Below are 15,639 nucleotides of genomic sequence, written 5' to 3'. Positions count from 1 at the left end.
CCACCGCCGAGGCGGGCGGCCCCGCCGCGCTGGCGGCCGCGGGCGCGGCGTACGTCGGCATGTACGCGGGCCTCGCCGTCACGAGCATGCTGTGCCTGGAGATGACCCACCGCGCGGTCACCGCGGCGGAGCGCACCACGGTCGCCTCCACGAGCTCCCTGGCCCTCCAGGCCGGCGGCGCGATGTCGAACGTGGGCCTCGGCGTGCTGGCCACCGCGGCCGGGACAGGGGTCGCGTGGGTGCTGACCGCCGCGCTGATGGCCGCCTCGGCGCTGCTGTTCGCCCGGATACCCGCGCTCCGGCCGGGCGGGGTGGCGGCGGCCGAGCCGGAGCGCGCCGCCTCGGCCTGACGCCGTCAGAGGCTCCAGTCGATCGCGGGACCGACCGGGACGATCCGGCTCGGGTTGATGTTCGTCTGCGTCATGTAGTAGTGGCGCTTGATGTGGTCGAAGTCCGTCGTCTCGCCGAAGGCGGGAACGGCGTACAGCCTGCGGGCGTACGACCACAGCGCCGGGTAGTCGACCAGCCGCCGCACCGAGCACTTGAAGTGGGCGTGGTAGACGGCGTCGAACCTGGCCAGCGTCGGGTAGAGCCGTACGTCGCTCTCGGTCGGCGCGTCGCCGAACAGGTACGGCGAACCCTTCGCGAGCCGTTCCTCCAGCTCGTCGAGCGTCGTGAAGACGCGTGCCACGGCCTCCTCGTAGGCGTCCTGCGACCGGGCGAAGCCCGCCTCGTAGACCGCGTTGTTGAGGCCGTGGTAGATCCGGTCGTTCAGCGCGTCGATGTCCGGGCGCAGCCGTTCGGGGTACAGGTCCGGCGTGGTGGACCAGGTCGTCTCCAGGTCGAGCGTGATCCGGGGGAAGTCGTTGGTGACGATGCGCCGCTCGACGGTGTCCCAGACGGCGGGGACGGTGTAGCGGCCCGTGTAGTCCGGGTCGGTGGCCAGGTACAGCTCCGACAGGTACTCGGGGTCGCCGCCCGGGACGCGCCAGCCCTTCTCGTCGCGGATCGGGTCGACGATCGTCACGTCGAGCAGGTCCTCCAGGCCGAGAAGCCGGCGGACGATGAGCACCCGCTGGGCCCACGGGCAGGCGTAGGAGGCGTAGAGCCGGTACCTGCCGGGCTCGGGCGGGCCGAGGCGGTCGGTGAAGCGGTTCGGCTGGCGGGCGAAGCGTCCGTCGCCGGTGGTCTCGCGTTCCAGCTTCATCCCCCCAGTAGAACATGGTTCGGAAATACCTGGACAATCAGCGTCATGGCGAAGTTCGTGGTGACCCCATCCAGTCCGGCCCAGCACGACGCGTGGCTGCGCGGCGCGCTCCCGGAGGTCGAGCGCGTGCGGCCCGGGCTGTGGTCCGTGCCGGTGCCGATCCCGGTCAACCCCCTGCGGTACGTGCTGGTCTACGTCCTGGAGCTGCCGGACGGGGTCGCCGTCGTGGACGCGGGATGGAACACCGACGAGGCGTACGAGGCGCTGGTGGCGGGGCTCGGCGTGGCCGGCTACGCGATCACGGACGTGAAGGCGGTGCTCGTCACCCACATCCATCCCGACCACTACGGCCTGGCCGGGCGGGTCAGGGAGGCGTCCGGCGCGTGGATCGGGCTGCACCCGGCCGACGCCGCCCTCATCCGTGAGCGCTACGACGACGAGGCCGTCGACTCGCTCGTGCGCCGGGAGCGGGAGATGCTCGCCCGCTGCGGCGTGCCCCGCGAGACCGTGGACGAGCTGGCCGGCGCGTCGATGTCCATCAGGCATCTGGTGTCGGCGGTGCGCCCGGACCGGCTGGTGGAGGACGGCGACCGGCTGGACCTGCCCGGCTGGGACCTGCGCGCGCTGTGGACCCCCGGACACTCGCCCGGCCACCTGTGCTTCGTCTCGCCGTCGCGCGGGGTGCTGTTCTCCGGGGACCACGTGCTGGCCAAGATCACCCCGATCGTCGCCGTGCATCCGCAGTCGCGGCCGAACCCGCTGGCCGACTACCTCGACTCGCTGGCCGCCGTGCGCAAGCTGGAGGTGGAGGAGGTGCTGCCGGCGCACGAGTACCGCTTCCGCGATCTGACCGGGCGGGTGGACTATGTGACGGCGCACCACGAGGAGCGGCTGGAGGAGGTCGAACGGGTCGTCGGCACGGTCAGCGGCGGGGCCACCGGCGGCATCACGTGCTGGGAGGTGGCCACCCGGCTGACCTGGTCGCGGGCGTGGGAGACGTTCCAGGCGTTCTCCCGCCGCGCGGCCACCAACGAGACCCTGGCGCACCTGGTCTGGCTGGCCGAGCGGGGGAGGATCACCCGCGTTCCCGGCGAACCGGACCGCTGGCACCCGGCCGCCCCGTGAATTTCCTTCAAATCAAGTAGGAATAGTTGCTATGGAGGGCGGGGCTGTGTAGCGTCGCACGCATGCGGCAGGCTCCCCTGTCCTCCCGGCGGGAGGTCGCCGTTGCCTGACCCCGCTCGCCTTGTCCCCCGGAGGGCCACGTGATCGTCACCGTCGTCGGCAACCCGCGTGCCGCGTCCAGAACGTACGGCGCGGCGGTCGCCGCCGCCGAGGCCGTCGCCGCCCGGCTCGGGTACGACGGGCCCGGAGAGGTCGTCGACCTGGCTGCCCTGGCGCCCCACCTGCTCGCCCCCGGCACGCACGCCGGCGTGGAGGAGGCCGTCGAGCTGCTGAGCAGGGCGCCGGTCGCGGTGCTGGCCAGCCCGACCTACAAGGCGACGTACACGGGGCTGCTCAAGGCGTTCCTCGACCGGTTGCCGCCGAACGCGCTGGCGGGCACGGCCGCGCTGCCCGTGCTCGTCATGGGGCATCCCCGGCACGCGCTCGCCGTGGAGGTCCACTTCCGGCCGCTGCTGGTGGAGCTGGGGGCGTTCGTCCCGACGCCGGGCCTCGCGCTGCTGGAGCCGGAGTTGCCCGGCGAGGAGCCGATCGGCCGCTGGGCCGACCAGGTGGCGCCCCAGATCGCCGCCTGGGAGCGCGGACGCCTCCAGCCCCGCTCCTGAGCGGCGCCCCTCGACACCCGGCGCCCGTACGGCCCTCCCCGTACGGGCGCACGGGTACCGCGTGTGAGGCCCTCAGCGCAGGCGGACCCGGCCGCGGCCGGTGGCGAACGGCAGGTCGAGCAGGGTGCGGATGCCCGGAGGGGCGGCGCAGACCGCCGGGATGGCGTTGATGGCGTGCGCCGCGGCGGCGGCCGGGCCGTGGGAGACCTCGTCCACCGACAGCGTCATGTGCGGCACCCCCTCGATGTGCAGGACGAACCCCGGGTCGGGCCAGCGCGGCACCTGCGCCGCGTCGGCCTTGTAGACCACCTCGATCGTCATGAACGGCCGCCCCCGCACCAGCCCGGAGAAGACCCAGCGCGAGGCGCACACCGTGCCCTCCCTGACCGTGCCGGCCGCGATCTCGAACTCGCTCGTCGCCAGCTCGAAGTCGTCGCTCTCCTCGACCTCGTCCAGCCGCACGTCCAGCGCGTCGGCGACGAGCTGGACGCTCTCCGCGAACAGCGAGCGCTGGAACGCCCGGTACGGCCGGACCGCGGCCGTGTAGTCCTTGGCCGAGCGGGTGAACCCGACCAGGTCCACGACGACCTGCCGCGACGGATGTCCCCGGAAGTCGGACGACTCCCGCACGTAGACGTGGTCCACCCGGTCGGACAATCCGGTCAGCGCCAGGGGCAGGAAGTCGCTCATGAAGCCCGGGTTGATGCCGGTGCCGTGCAGGGTGGTGCCGCCCGCGGCGCAGGCCGCCTCGACGCGGTCGACGACGCCCCGGCCGTACGACTTGGGGTAGACGAATCCCGTGGTGGTGATGACGTTCTTGCCCGAGGCGAGCAGGGCGCAGATGGTCTCGACGTCGGAGGTCTGGTCGGTGCCGAAGTAGAACGCCGGCAGTGGCATGTGGAGCACGCAGTCGGCGTCGAGGGCCAGCACCCGGTCGACGTCGTCGGTGCAGGTGACGCCGGTGGGCGGCAGCCCGACCAGCTCGCCCGCGTCCTTGCCGATCTTGTCCGGGTCGTACACGAGGACACCCGCGAGTTCGAGTCCCGGCCGGCCGAGCACGCTGCGTAACGCGTAGCGGCCGATGGAACCGGTGGCCCACTGGACCACGCGGATGGGCGCGTTCACCGGCATGTCCGGCCTCCCAGGCCCGATGGAGGGATGGCGAGGCTGAACCCCTCGCCTTTGGGAGCCCGCAACTCTAGCAGACAACCGGCTCGCCGATCACTATCCGCGACGATCAGTCCCTGTTGCGCCGGCTCGGGTTATCGTACTCGTACTAGAAGTTTGTTCTCCTGCGCTGGAGGTCCGATGCTTCGGTTCGATGACAAGGTGGCGATCGTCACGGGGGCCGGGCACGGCCTCGGCAGGTCGCACGCGCTCCTCCTGGCCGAGCGGGGCGCCAAGGTCGTCGTCAACGACCTCGGCGGCGCGCTCGACGGCAGCGGCGCCTCCGCCGGCCCCGCCGCCGACGTGGCCGAGCTCATCGCGAAGAACGGCGGCCAGGCCCTCGCCAACGCCGACAACGTCGCCACCCCCGAAGGCGCCGCCTCGATCGTCCAGGCGGCGATCGACGCCTACGGCAAGGTCGACATCGTCGTCAACAACGCGGGCATCCTGCGTGACCGCTCGTTCGGCAAGATGTCGGTCGAGGAGTTCGACGCCGTGCTCGCCGTCCACGTCCGCGGCTCGTACCTCGTCACCCGCGCGGCCTACCCGTACATGAAGGAGGCCGGCTACGGCCGCGTCGTCAACACCTCCAGCCCGGCCGGCCTGTTCGGCAACTTCGGCCAGGCCAACTACTCGACCGCCAAGATGGGCCTCGTCGGCCTGACCAAGACCGTCGGCATCGAGGGCGCCCGCAACGGCGTCAAGGCCAACGCCATCGCCCCGGTCGCCTGGACGCGGATGACCGAGTCGCTGCTGCCGGCCGAGTTCGAGGCCAAGTTCACGCCCGAGCGGGTCAGCGCGCTCGTCGCCTACCTCGTCCACGACTCGTGCGAGGTCAGCGGCGAGGTGTTCACGGTCGGGGGCGGCCGGGTGTCGCGGGTGATCGTGGCCGAGGGGCCGGGCTGGCGCTCGGACGAGATCACGCCGGAGGCGGTCGCGGACAACTGGGGGGCGATCATGGCCGAGCAGCCGTACGTCCTCACGGCCGCCGACTCCATGAAGGCCATGCTCTGACGGCTCGCCCGCCCGTTCAAGGACCCTTCCGCACCTCCAAGGAAACCTTTCCGCCCGTTCGAGGACCCCTCCGCGAGGAGGGGTCTTTTCGTTATGCGCGGGCGATCTTTGTTCGACGATCGGCGGAAGATGTCCGACTTAGGACGAAATTCGCTCTTGATTCGGACGGCCGACGCTCCTAAGGTCGCGGCATGACCCCCGCTCCGGGCTCGCCCGGGGACGTGCTGACCCTCATCAGCGCGGGCTCCGCGACGACCCGATCCGACCTGGCCAGGCTCACCGGCCTGGCCCGCTCCACGATCTCCCAGCGCGTCGACGCCCTCATCGAGAGCGGCCTCGTCGAGGAGACCGAGAGCGGCGAGTCCACCGGCGGCCGGCCACCCCGCCAGCTCCGGCTGCACACCGACGGCCACGCCTTCGCCGGCGTCGACGTGGGCGCCACCCACTGCCGCGTCGCGCTGATGGACATCTCAGGCGAGGTGCTCGCCGAGTGCGAGGACCCGCTGCTCGTCACCGAGGGCCCCGAGACCGTCCTGGCCCACGTGGACGGGCGCCTCGACCGGCTGCTCGCCGAGGCCGGCCGGCCCAGGTCGGCGCTGCGGGCGCTGGGCATGGGCGTGCCGGGACCGGTCGAGTTCGCCACCGGCCGGCCGAACAACCCGCCGATCATGCCCGGCTGGAACGACTACCCCATCCCCGAGCACTTCCAGGGCTGCGAGGTCCTGGTCGACAACGACGTCAACGTGATGGCCCTCGGCGAGCACCGCAACGCCTTCCCCGGCACCGGCCACCTGCTGTTCGTCAAGGTCGGCACCGGCATCGGCTGCGGCATCGTGGCCGAGGGCCGGCTGCACCGCGGCGCCCAGGGCTCGGCCGGCGACATCGGCCACATCCGCGTGTCCGGCCACGACGACGCGGGGTGCCGCTGCGGCAACAGCGCCTGCCTGGAGGCGGTGGCCGGCGGCGCGGCGCTCGCCCGCAGGCTCACGGAGCTGGGCGTGCCCGCCACGACCGGCGCCGACGTGGTGACGCTCGTCCAGGCGGGCGACACGCGGGCGCTGCGCCTGGTCAGGGAGGCGGGCCGGCACATCGGCGAGGTGCTGGCCGGCCTGGTCAACTTCTTCAACCCCGAGGTCATCGTCATCGGCGGCGTCCTGTCCCGGGTCCACGAGCACCTGCTCGCCGGCATCAGGGAGACCGTCTACCGGCGGTCGCTGCCGCTGGCCACCCACCACCTGTCGATCGTGCCGAGCCGTACCGGGGAGGACGCCGCCGCGCTCGGCGCCGGCCTCCTGGCGATCGAGCACTACCTGTCACCCGACAACATCAACAAGATCGTCAACGCCTGACAGGAGAGACCCCCGATGCTGGTCATGAGGGGAATCGTCAAGCAGTTCCCGGGCGTCCGCGCGCTCGACGGCGTGGACCTGGACGTGCGGGCCGGGGAGGTCCACTGCCTGCTCGGCCAGAACGGCGCCGGCAAGTCCACCCTGATCAAGATCCTCGCCGGCGCCCACCGGCCCGACGAGGGCACGATCGAGCTGAACGGCGTCCCGGCCCGCCCCGCCGGCCCCGTGGACGCCATCCGGCTCGGCATCGCCACCATCTACCAGGAGCTCGACCTCGTCGACGGGCTCAGCGTCGCCGAGAACATCTTCCTCGGCCACGAGCACACCCGTCTCGGCTTCACCGACCGGCGAGGCGCCGACCGGGCGGCCGGCGAGGTGCTGTCCCGGCTCGGCCACCCCGAGATCCGGCCGTCCATCGAGGTCGGGCGGCTCGCCCCGGCGGCCAAGCAGATCGTGTCCATGGCGCGGGCGCTCTCGCGCGACGCCCGGCTCATCGTCATGGACGAGCCGTCCGCCGCGCTCGCCCACGACGAGGTGGCGAACCTGTTCCGCATCATCCGCGACCTCACCGCCCGCGGCGTCGCCGTCGTCTACATCTCCCACCGGATGGAGGAGATCCGCGAGATCGGCGACCGCGTCACCGTCCTCAAGGACGGCCGCACGATCGCGGTGGGCCTGCCCGCCCGCGACACGCCCACCTCCGAGATCGTCTCCCTGATGACGGGCCGCGACGTCGAGTACGTCTTCCCGCCCCGCGCCGCCCGGCCGCCCGGCGAGGAGGTGCTGCGGGTGGAGGACCTGTCCTCACCCGGCGCCTTCGCGGGCGTGTCGTTCTCGGTGCGCGCGGGCGAGATCGTCGGCCTGGCCGGCCTGGTCGGCTCCGGCCGTTCCGAGATCCTGGAGGCCGTCTACGGCGCGCGCCGCGCCACCGGCCAGGTGCAGGTGGGCGGCCGCCCGGTCCGCCGCGCCGGCCTCCTCCAGTCCGTACGGCAGGACGGCCCGCTGCGGGCGCTGCGGCGCGGCGGCGTCGTCGAGTCCGTGAAGCTCGGCATGGGCCTGGCGCCCGAGGAGCGCAAGGCGCAGGCCCTGCTCCTCGACCAGAGCGTCACCGCCAACATCACGCTCGGCGGGTTGTCCGGGTTCGCCCGGCTCGGCTGGCTCGACCGGGCCCGCGAGCGCGCCGAGGCCGCCCGGCTGGCCGAGGCGCTCGACATCCGGCCGCGCGACCCGGAGCGCCCGGTCAAGACGTTGTCCGGCGGCAACCAGCAGAAGGCCGTGCTCGCCCGCTGGCTGCTCGGCGGGCGCCGGCTGCTGCTGCTCGACGAGCCCACCCGGGGCGTGGACGTGGGCGCCAGGGCCGAGCTGTACACGGTCATCCGCGGCCTGGCAGAGGAGGGCATCGGCGTGCTGCTGGTCTCCAGCGAGGTGCCGGAGGTGCTCGGCCTGGCCGACCGCGTCCTCGTGCTGCGCGAGGGGACGGTCATCCACCAGGGCGACGCCCGCGACCTCGACGAGCACCGCGTCCTCGACATGATCATGAACGGGAGGGCCGCCTGATGGCGGAAGCAGTCACGAACGGGAGGGCCGCCTGATGGCGGAAGCAGGAAGAACGGTCGCGGAGGCCCCCGCGACGACCGCCCCCCGCTCCTTCGAGCTGCGGCATCTGGGCCTGTTCGTGGCGCTCGCGCTGCTCGTGGCCGTCGGCCTCGTCACCCGGCCGGCCGCCTTCGCCACCGCCGACAACCTGGTCAGCATCCTGTCGCTGGCCGCCACGATCGGCGTCATCACCGTCGGCGCCACGTTCGTCATCATCGGCGGCGGCATCGACCTGTCGGTGGGCGCCGTCATGGCGCTGGCCTCCGTCTGGGCCACGACCCTGGCCACGCAGGAGTTCGGGCCGGTCGTCATGGCGGTCTGCGCGATCCTCGTCGGCACGGGCGCCGGGCTGGTCAGCGGGCTGCTCGTCGCGTACGGGCGGCTGGTGCCGTTCATCGCCACGCTCGCCATGCTGGTCGCGGCGCGCGGCCTCGCGCAGCGCATGTCCGACCGCAGGACCCAGCTCGTCAGCGCCGACAACCACGCCATCGTGGACCTCGCCACCACCCGGGTGCTCGGCGTGCCGCTGCTCGTCTACGTCTTCGCCCTGGTCGTCGTCCTCGGCTGGATCGTGCTCAACCGCACGACGTTCGGGCGGCGGACGTACGCGGTGGGCGGCAACCCCGAGGCGGCCCGGCTGGCCGGCATCGACGTGCGGCGGCACACCATGCTCCTGTACGCCCTGTCCGGCCTGTGCTGCGGCATCGCCGCCATCCTCATCATGGCCCGCACCACCACCGGCTCCTCCACCCACGGCGACCTGTACGAACTGGACGCCATCGCCGCCGTGATCATCGGCGGCACCCTCCTCACCGGCGGTCGCGGCACGATCGTGGGCTCGATCCTCGGCCTGCTGATCTTCACGATCATCACCAACCTGTTCATCCTCAACGGCCTGAACACCAGCGACCAGCTCATCGCCAAGGGCCTGATCATCGTCGTCGCGGTCCTGCTCCAGCGGCGGAACCTGAAGGAGAGAACGTCATGACCGACAAAGTCGCGCGCAGGGGATTCCTCGTCGGCGGAGCCGCCCTGTTAGCGGTCGCCGGCTGCACCAGCAACGACCCGTCGGCCGCGCCCGCCAGCGCCGCCGCGCCCGCCCCCTCACCGGCCTCCAGCGGCAACGACCAGCCCGGCACCAAGGTCACCATCGGCTTCTCCGCCCCCGCCGCCGACCACGGCTGGATCGCCGCCATCGCCAAGAACGCCGAGGCCGCCGCCAAGCAGTACACCGACATCGACTTCAAGCCGGTCGAGCCCACCAACGACATCAACCAGCAGATCTCCGCCGTCGAGTCGCTCATCGCGGCCAAGGTCGCCGCGCTGGTGATCCTGCCCAACGACGGCCAGCAGCTCAACCAGGTCGCCCTCCAGGCCACCCAGGCCGGCATCCCCGTCGTCAACCTCGACCGCGTCTTCCCGGACAAGCTCGCCTACCGCACCTGGATCGGCGGCGACAACTACGGCATGGGCGTCGCCGCCGGCCACTACATCGGCAAGAAGCTCAAGGACAAGGGCGTCTCCAACCCGGTCATCGTCGAGATCCAGGGGATCGCCACCCTCCCGCTGACCCAGGACCGCAGCAAGGGCTTCGCCGACGCGCTCAAGACGTACGGCTTCAGCGTGACCGCCAAGCAGGACGCCAAGTTCACCGTCGAGACCGGCAACCAGGTGGCGACCAGCCTCCTCCAGGCGCACAAGAAGATCGACGCCCTGTGGAACCACGACGACGACCAGGGCATCGGCGTGCTCGCCGCCATCAAGGAGGCGGGACGCAAGGAGTTCTTCATGGTCGGCGGCGCCGGCTCGCTCAACGCCATGAAGGAGATCCAGTCCGGCTCCTCCGTGCTGGAGGCCACGGTCACGTACAGCCCCACGATGGCCTCCTCGGCGATCAAACTCGCCCGGCTCATCGCCCAGGGGAAGGGCATGAGTGACCTCGTGGAGAACCAAGTTCCGCAGTCCATCACGCTCGCATCGGAGACCATTACCAAGGAGAACGTCGAGAAGTACCTGCCGCTCGGCTTCGAGTCCTGATCGGGGGCTGCATGTCAGAAAAGATCAGCATCGGCGTGGGCATGGTGGGCCACGCCTTCATGGGCCGCGTCCACTCCCAGGCATGGCGCAGCGTGGGAGCCTTCTTCGACCTGCCGCTGGCGCCCCGCATGGCGGTGCTCGCGGGCAGGTCGAAGGAGCGCACGTCGGCCGCCGCGGCCCAGCTCGGCTGGGCCGACGTCGAGACCGACTGGAGGGAGCTGGTACGGCGCGACGACGTGCAGATCATCGACGTCTGCACGCCCGGCGACTCCCACGCCGAGATCGCCATCGCCGCGCTGGCGGCCGGCAAGCACGTCATCTGCGAGAAGCCGCTGGCCAACACCGTCGCCGAGGCCGAGGCCATGGTGCGCGCCGCCGCCTCGGCGCCCGGGAAGAACATGGTCGCCTTCAACTACCGCCGGGTGCCGGCCATCGCCCTGGCCCGGCGGTACGTCGAGGAGGGCCGGCTCGGCGAGATCCGGCACGTCCGCGCCCAGTACCTGCAGGACTGGATCGTGGACCCGGAGTTCCCGCTGGTGTGGCGGCTGCGGAAGGACAAGGCGGGCTCGGGCGCGCTCGGCGACATCGGCGCGCACATCATCGACACCGCCGAGTTCGTCACCGGGCAGCGCGTGGTGGGCGTCTCGGCGCTCACCGAGACGTTCGTCAAGGAGCGCCCCCTGGCGGAGGACTCGGCCGGCCTGGCCGCCACCGGCGGGACGGCCACCGGGCAGGTCACGGTGGACGACGCCGCGCTGTTCATCGGGCGGCTCTCGGGCGGCGCCGTCGCCTCGTTCGAGGCCACCCGCTTCGCCACGGGGCGCAAGAACGCGCTGCGCATCGAGCTCAACGGCTCGCTCGGCAGCCTCGCCTTCGACTTCGAGGCCATGAACGAGCTCTGGGTCAGCGAAGGGGACGCCGGCTTCACCCGGATCCTCGTCACCGAGCCCGGCCACCCGTACGCCGGCGCCTGGTGGCCGCCCGGCCACGGCCTCGGCTACGAGCACACGTTCACCCATGAGATCAAGGACTTCCTGGAGGCGATCGCCGACGGCCGCGATCCCGCCCCGTCGTTCGCCGACGGGCTGCGGGTGCAGCGCGTCCTCGCGGCGGTCGAACGGAGCGCGGCCGACTCCAGCCGCTACACAGTCGTGGAGGACGCATGAGACCGGTCACGTTGTTCACGGGCCAGTGGGCCGACCTGCCGTTCGAGGAGGTGTGCCGGCTCGCCGCCGAATGGGGGTACGACGGCCTGGAGATCGCCTGCTCGGGCGACCACTTCGACGTCGCCCAGGCGGTGTCCGACCCGTCGTACGTCGAGCAGAAACGCGCCCAGCTCGACAAGCACGGCCTCAAGGTGTGGACCATCTCCAACCACCTCGTCGGCCAGGCCGTCTGCGACCACCCCATCGACGAGCGCCACAAGGCCATCCTGCCCGCCCGGATCTGGGGCTCCGGCGACCCGGAGTCGGTGCGGCAGGCCGCCGCCGAGGACATGAAGGACACCGCGCGGGCCGCCGCCCTGCTCGGCGTCGACACGGTCGTGGGCTTCACCGGCTCGTCGATCTGGCACACGGTCGCCATGTTCCCGCCGGTGCCCGCCTCCATGATCGACGCGGGCTACCAGGACTTCGCCGACCGCTGGAACCCCATCCTCGACGTCTTCGACGAGGTGGGCGTACGGTTCGCGCACGAGATCCATCCGAGCGAGATCGCCTACGACTACGTGACGACGCAGCGCACCCTGGAGGCCATCGGCCACCGGCCCGCGTTCGGCCTCAACTGGGACCCGTCGCACATGGTCTGGCAGGACCTCGACCCGGTGGCGTTCATCCTGGACTTCGCCGACCGGATCTACCACGTGGACTGCAAGGACACCCGGGTCCGGGTCGGCGACGGCCGGCGCGGGCGCCTGTCCTCCCACCTGCCGTGGGCCGACCTGCGGCGCGGCTGGGACTTCGTCTCGACGGGCCGCGGCGACGTGCCGTGGGAGGACTGCTTCCGGGCGCTCAACTCGATCGGCTACACCGGGCCCATCTCGATCGAGTGGGAGGACGCGGGCATGGACCGCCTGGACGGGGCCAAGGAGGCGCTGGGCTACATCCGCCGCCTCAACGCCATCACCCCGCCGGCCACCTCCTTCGACGCCGCCTTCTCCACCACCTGACTCCGGGCTCCCGCGGTTTCTTCCGGAACCTCAGCCATGGGGCACACGGCAAGGTCCTCACCTGGGGGCGCGCCGCGCGCGTTCCGGCGCTCGTGCGCGCCCCCAGGGTCGCCCGGTGAGCGACTCGGAGGATGCAAGTGAATCCGAGAAGAGCCGAGCCGTGACGGTACTACTGGGGTACCGTTTTGGTATGACCGAGAAGAGGGCCATCAGCCTTCCCGACGAAGATGCCGCCTGGCTCGACGAGAAGGTCCGTGCCGGCGAAGTTCAGTCGTTCTCCGCAGGCCTGGCCGAGCTCATCGCGGCCGCCCGCCGGCGTGAGGCATGGCTGACCCGCGAGGCAGAAGCTTTTGGAGAGCCGATGCCCGATGATCCCGACCGTGAGAACTACTGGGCGGCTCGGTTGCGCCGCTCCACCGCCGAAGTCCTCAGCGACAACGCACACGACGCCACGTGAAGCGGGGCCGTATTCTCCACACCCCCGCCGTGGCCGGCTATCTCGGCGGGGACAGGGACCTGCGCCTGCTGCTCTCGGCTGCCGCCCGTGAGATGGTCACGCTCGTCCTGCCCTCCACCGTGCTCGCCACGGCCGCGAGCGGCTACCCGGAGCTGTACCTCCAACAGCTGGCCGCCCGAGTCGACGCGCTGCTCACGAACCCGGCTGTGGTGGTGGACCATCTCGTCGGTCGAGGCGGCGACGGGGAACGGGCGATCCGCTCGGGCTTTCTCATGGGCGCCTTGGGTCTCACGGTCGAGGACGCCCAGACCGCCGACCTCGCACTCAACCGGTCGTCACCCGTGCTGACCACGCGAGCTGGAGCTTCGCGGCTCGCCAAGATCGAGCCGCGGCTGCCGTTCGATCTGGTCGGCTGATCCCCGGAACAGCGATGACGTCCTGAGAGCCATGGCCGGCGCGGCTTCGCGTTTGGTTCCAGGGTGTCCGATCACGGGGGCGGGGTGCGGGGCGTCGGCTGCGGGAGACTGGGGGAGTGACCACCGAGAGCGCCCGCCCGGGCCCGCCCGCGACGAGTCCCTCCATCGTGCTGCTCACGCTGGCGCACCGGATCGAGTCGGAGCTGGGCGCCGCGCTCTCGCCCCTCGGGCTGACGGTCAGCAGGCTCGGACTGCTCGGGCACATCGCGGGCGTGCCCGGCGCGTCGTTCAGCGACCTGGCGCGCATGTCCGGCATCACCGTGCAGAGCGTCCACACGGCGGTGAAGGCGCTGGCCGGGGCGGGGCTCGTCCGCGACGGAAAGGCCAGGGCCGGGTCGGCCTCGACGCTGGAGCTCACGCCGGAAGGCGCGCGGCTCATGCAGGAGGCGATGCGGGCGGTGGCGGCGGTGGACGAGACGCTGTTCGGGGCGGACGCGGACCCGATCCAGCGCCAGATCGCCGACGCCGTACGAGCGGCCTTCGGGGCCGGCGCGACCGAGTGACGCGCGGGCGCGGTCCGGGGCGGCGCTGACCCGAAGAGCGGCGCTGACACGATGAGGGGTGGCGGTGACACGATGAGGGGATGGACGCCGACCTGGCGCGCCGGCTTTTCGGCGGGCAGCGCGTCGCCCGGCTCGGCACCGTGGCCGGCGACGGGGCGCCCCACCTGGTGCCCGTCACCTTCGCGCTGGCCGGAGACCGGGTCGTCATCGCGGTCGACCACAAGCCCAAGACGACGACCGACCTGCAGCGGCTCCGCAACATCCGGGCGCACCCCCGGGTGTCCCTCCTGGCCGACCGCTACGAGGACGACTGGACCGGCCTGTGGTGGGTGCGCGCCGACGGCACCGCCCGCGTCGTCGCCCCCGGCTCCCCCGAGGCGGGCGAGGCGATCGGGACGCTGACCGGGAAGTACGAGCAGTACCGCCGGGATCCGCCGGACGGGCCGGTCATCCTCGTGGACGTGACCCGCTGGTCCGGCTGGGTCGCGTCACCCAGCGCGTACGAAGAGTTACTCTGGGTGAGTTAGCCTTGACGGGTGGCTTACGAACCCCCCGCCGGCCCGCTCACGCCGGGCGGCTTCGACACCTCACGAGACGTCGCCGCCGGCCTGCCGCTGTCCCTCGTCGAGCAGTGGCGCGCAAGCGCGGGCACCGCCGATGACGCGCGGCGCCTGCTGAGCCCCCACGAGATCCGCGGATACTCCGTCGTGTCCGACTCGGCCGGGCTCACCCGGCTCAGCCAGCGGCTCGGCCTGCTGGAGGTGCTGGCGCTCATCGACCGGCCCAAGCGCATCCTGCACGCCTGCGCCCGGAGCGCCGGCGGGCGCGCGGTGGGCGTGTGGGCGGCCGACAACGCCCAGCTGTTCCACCCGGAGGCCGCGGACCCGTCCACGCTGCTGTCCGCTCTGCTGACGGCGCAGGACGAGATCCGGCGCCACTGCGTGGTCCGCATCGGGATCGGCGTGCATCTGGGGTCGTTCTACGAGCTGTCGGGCGGGCTGTACGGCGCGGAGGCCGACGCCGCCGAGGAGTTCGCGGAGAACGACACCGAGGGCGGCGAGATCGCGGTGACACAGGCCGTGGTCGACCGGCTGCCGGACGGCCACCCGTTCGTGCTGCGGCGCAAGGACGGCCCCGACGGCCCCGACGGCCCCGACGGTCTCGTCGGCCCCGTCCACCAGGTGGTCGACGGCCCCCGGCTGGATGTTCCCCGGCTCGGCGAGGCGTGGTCGGGCGAGGGATGGCCGGGCGCGTCCGGATCGGCCGGGCAGGAGCACTATCCCATCCCGTACTCCGCGGCCTTCTACGCCGACCTGCTGTTGCTGGACGCCCGCCCCGGGGACGCCGAGCTGGCCGAACGGCTGGCGGCCGGCCACCTGCGCGACCGGACCGTGGTCCTCGTGGAGCGGAGCGCCGCTCCAGCGGACACGCCGGAGGTGGAGCTGCTCAGGGGGCTGTCGCTGTCGGCGGCGATGCGGGAGGCCGGTCTCCGCCTCCTGCCGTCCGAGGGTGCCGTGGAGATCAAGGTCGCCGGGCCGCTGGGCATCTACCTGTTCGAGGAGCCGGCGCCGGCCGTGCGCTTCGCACTGAGGCTGCGCACGGGGCTCGCCGAGCGGGAGATCGTGGCCCGGATCGGGGTGGCCGCCGGGCCCGTGCTGGCAGGGCGGACACCCGGCGGCGGCTGGGACGTCGCCGGGGCCCCGGTCAACCTGGCGTCCAAGATGGCCCAGGACCTCGGCAGCCCCGGCCGCGTCCACCTGAGCGAGGCCGTGCGCGACGCCGTGGCCGGCCACGCCGATCGCGCTGACCTGGCGGGGTTCGAGCCTGTCCGGCGCACGGTGTCGGGGGTGGAGATGACGTACTACGAGGGTTGATCTTC

The 15,639-nt window shown here is 72.2% G+C and carries 17 protein-coding genes; 15 read left to right on the top strand and 2 right to left on the bottom strand.

The features are described 5' to 3' along the window. A partial coding sequence (locus tag ABZS51_RS27355) for a hypothetical protein (protein WP_355446596.1) occupies positions 1-350 on the top strand: 350 nt, incomplete at its 5' end. 5 nt (positions 351-355) lie between these two features. On the opposite strand, the gene ABZS51_RS27350 is transcribed toward ABZS51_RS27355, so the two are convergent. Next, on the bottom strand, positions 356-1,207 hold the full coding sequence (locus tag ABZS51_RS27350; RefSeq protein WP_355446593.1) for a glutathione S-transferase C-terminal domain-containing protein: 852 nt from the start codon (positions 1,205-1,207) through the stop codon (positions 356-358). 45 nt (positions 1,208-1,252) lie between these two features. Between ABZS51_RS27350 and ABZS51_RS27345 the strand changes: the two genes are divergently transcribed. Continuing rightward, the gene (locus tag ABZS51_RS27345) at positions 1,253-2,332 is read left to right on the top strand and encodes an MBL fold metallo-hydrolase (RefSeq protein WP_355446590.1); all 1,080 of its coding nucleotides are present in this window, start codon (positions 1,253-1,255) and stop codon (positions 2,330-2,332) included. Between the two features lie 140 nt (positions 2,333-2,472). Beyond that, positions 2,473-2,994, top strand: a complete 522-nt coding sequence (locus ABZS51_RS27340; RefSeq protein WP_355446587.1) for an NAD(P)H-dependent oxidoreductase — start codon at positions 2,473-2,475, stop codon at positions 2,992-2,994. A 72-nt stretch (positions 2,995-3,066) separates the two neighbouring features. Here the strand turns inward: ABZS51_RS27340 and ABZS51_RS27335 are convergent, their stop codons facing one another. Next, positions 3,067-4,125 carry a dihydrodipicolinate reductase gene (locus ABZS51_RS27335; RefSeq protein WP_310708623.1) on the bottom strand — a complete coding sequence of 353 codons (1,059 nt, stop codon included), beginning with the start codon at positions 4,123-4,125 and terminating at the stop codon, positions 3,067-3,069. A 177-nt stretch (positions 4,126-4,302) separates the two neighbouring features. Between ABZS51_RS27335 and ABZS51_RS27330 the strand changes: the two genes are divergently transcribed. The 12 genes from ABZS51_RS27330 (at position 4,303) to ABZS51_RS27275 (ending at position 15,634) form a co-directional block, all read left to right on the top strand. Then, the gene (locus ABZS51_RS27330; RefSeq protein WP_355446584.1) at positions 4,303-5,175 is read left to right on the top strand and encodes an SDR family oxidoreductase; all 873 of its coding nucleotides are present in this window, start codon (positions 4,303-4,305) and stop codon (positions 5,173-5,175) included. A 191-nt stretch (positions 5,176-5,366) separates the two neighbouring features. After that, positions 5,367-6,524 (top strand): ROK family transcriptional regulator, encoded by a 1,158-nt coding sequence (locus tag ABZS51_RS27325; protein WP_310708625.1) that lies wholly within the window; start codon positions 5,367-5,369, stop codon positions 6,522-6,524. 24 nt (positions 6,525-6,548) lie between these two features. Continuing rightward, positions 6,549-8,081, top strand: a complete 1,533-nt coding sequence (locus ABZS51_RS27320) for a sugar ABC transporter ATP-binding protein (RefSeq protein WP_355446581.1) — start codon at positions 6,549-6,551, stop codon at positions 8,079-8,081. Positions 8,082-8,115: 34 nt separating this feature from the next. Next, positions 8,116-9,108 carry an ABC transporter permease gene (locus ABZS51_RS27315; RefSeq protein WP_310708627.1) on the top strand — a complete coding sequence of 331 codons (993 nt, stop codon included), beginning with the start codon at positions 8,116-8,118 and terminating at the stop codon, positions 9,106-9,108. After that, the gene (locus ABZS51_RS27310; RefSeq protein WP_355446578.1) at positions 9,105-10,157 is read left to right on the top strand and encodes a substrate-binding domain-containing protein; all 1,053 of its coding nucleotides are present in this window, start codon (positions 9,105-9,107) and stop codon (positions 10,155-10,157) included. The genes ABZS51_RS27315 and ABZS51_RS27310 overlap by 4 nt, the downstream gene beginning before the upstream one ends. Before the next feature lie 11 nt (positions 10,158-10,168). Further along, positions 10,169-11,323 (top strand): Gfo/Idh/MocA family oxidoreductase, encoded by a 1,155-nt coding sequence (locus ABZS51_RS27305; RefSeq protein WP_310708629.1) that lies wholly within the window; start codon positions 10,169-10,171, stop codon positions 11,321-11,323. After that, positions 11,320-12,324, top strand: a complete 1,005-nt coding sequence (locus ABZS51_RS27300) for a sugar phosphate isomerase/epimerase family protein (RefSeq protein WP_310708630.1) — start codon at positions 11,320-11,322, stop codon at positions 12,322-12,324. The genes ABZS51_RS27305 and ABZS51_RS27300 overlap by 4 nt, the downstream gene beginning before the upstream one ends. A 190-nt stretch (positions 12,325-12,514) precedes the next feature. Then, the gene (locus tag ABZS51_RS27295) at positions 12,515-12,781 is read left to right on the top strand and encodes a hypothetical protein (RefSeq protein ID WP_355446574.1); all 267 of its coding nucleotides are present in this window, start codon (positions 12,515-12,517) and stop codon (positions 12,779-12,781) included. Further along, on the top strand, positions 12,778-13,197 hold the full coding sequence (locus ABZS51_RS27290) for a hypothetical protein (protein ID WP_355446571.1): 420 nt from the start codon (positions 12,778-12,780) through the stop codon (positions 13,195-13,197). Before ABZS51_RS27295 ends, ABZS51_RS27290 begins: the two co-directional genes overlap by 4 nt. A gap of 116 nt (positions 13,198-13,313) precedes the next feature. Then, complete coding sequence (locus tag ABZS51_RS27285) at positions 13,314-13,760, top strand: MarR family winged helix-turn-helix transcriptional regulator (RefSeq protein ID WP_355446568.1); 447 nt, start codon at positions 13,314-13,316, stop codon at positions 13,758-13,760. Between the two features lie 80 nt (positions 13,761-13,840). Next, on the top strand, positions 13,841-14,287 hold the full coding sequence (locus ABZS51_RS27280) for a TIGR03668 family PPOX class F420-dependent oxidoreductase (RefSeq protein ID WP_355446566.1): 447 nt from the start codon (positions 13,841-13,843) through the stop codon (positions 14,285-14,287). A gap of 9 nt (positions 14,288-14,296) precedes the next feature. Next, a complete protein-coding gene (locus tag ABZS51_RS27275; RefSeq protein ID WP_355446563.1) occupies positions 14,297-15,634 on the top strand; it encodes an adenylate/guanylate cyclase domain-containing protein in 1,338 nt (445 codons plus the stop codon). Positions 15,635-15,639: the final 5 nt, after the last annotated feature.

The sequence above is a fragment of the Nonomuraea sp. NPDC005501 genome (genome assembly GCF_040605905.1).
Taxonomy (GTDB): Bacteria; Actinomycetota; Actinomycetes; order Streptosporangiales; family Streptosporangiaceae; genus Nonomuraea.
Note: the sequence above shows the minus strand (reverse complement) of the source record. Positions and strands in the feature narration are given on the sequence as shown.

Coding starts and splice junctions, on each gene's coding strand:
- ABZS51_RS27350 (WP_355446593.1), bottom strand. CDS start 1,207: ATGAAGCTGGAACGCGAGACCACCGGCGACGGACGCTTCGCCCGCCAG.
- ABZS51_RS27345 (WP_355446590.1), top strand. CDS start 1,253: ATGGCGAAGTTCGTGGTGACCCCATCCAGTCCGGCCCAGCACGACGCG.
- ABZS51_RS27335 (WP_310708623.1), bottom strand. CDS start 4,125: ATGCCGGTGAACGCGCCCATCCGCGTGGTCCAGTGGGCCACCGGTTCC.
- ABZS51_RS27330 (WP_355446584.1), top strand. CDS start 4,303: ATGCTTCGGTTCGATGACAAGGTGGCGATCGTCACGGGGGCCGGGCAC.
- ABZS51_RS27325 (WP_310708625.1), top strand. CDS start 5,367: ATGACCCCCGCTCCGGGCTCGCCCGGGGACGTGCTGACCCTCATCAGC.
- ABZS51_RS27320 (WP_355446581.1), top strand. CDS start 6,549: ATGAGGGGAATCGTCAAGCAGTTCCCGGGCGTCCGCGCGCTCGACGGC.
- ABZS51_RS27315 (WP_310708627.1), top strand. CDS start 8,116: ATGGCGGAAGCAGGAAGAACGGTCGCGGAGGCCCCCGCGACGACCGCC.
- ABZS51_RS27310 (WP_355446578.1), top strand. CDS start 9,105: ATGACCGACAAAGTCGCGCGCAGGGGATTCCTCGTCGGCGGAGCCGCC.
- ABZS51_RS27305 (WP_310708629.1), top strand. CDS start 10,169: ATGTCAGAAAAGATCAGCATCGGCGTGGGCATGGTGGGCCACGCCTTC.
- ABZS51_RS27300 (WP_310708630.1), top strand. CDS start 11,320: ATGAGACCGGTCACGTTGTTCACGGGCCAGTGGGCCGACCTGCCGTTC.
- ABZS51_RS27295 (WP_355446574.1), top strand. CDS start 12,515: ATGACCGAGAAGAGGGCCATCAGCCTTCCCGACGAAGATGCCGCCTGG.
- ABZS51_RS27280 (WP_355446566.1), top strand. CDS start 13,841: ATGGACGCCGACCTGGCGCGCCGGCTTTTCGGCGGGCAGCGCGTCGCC.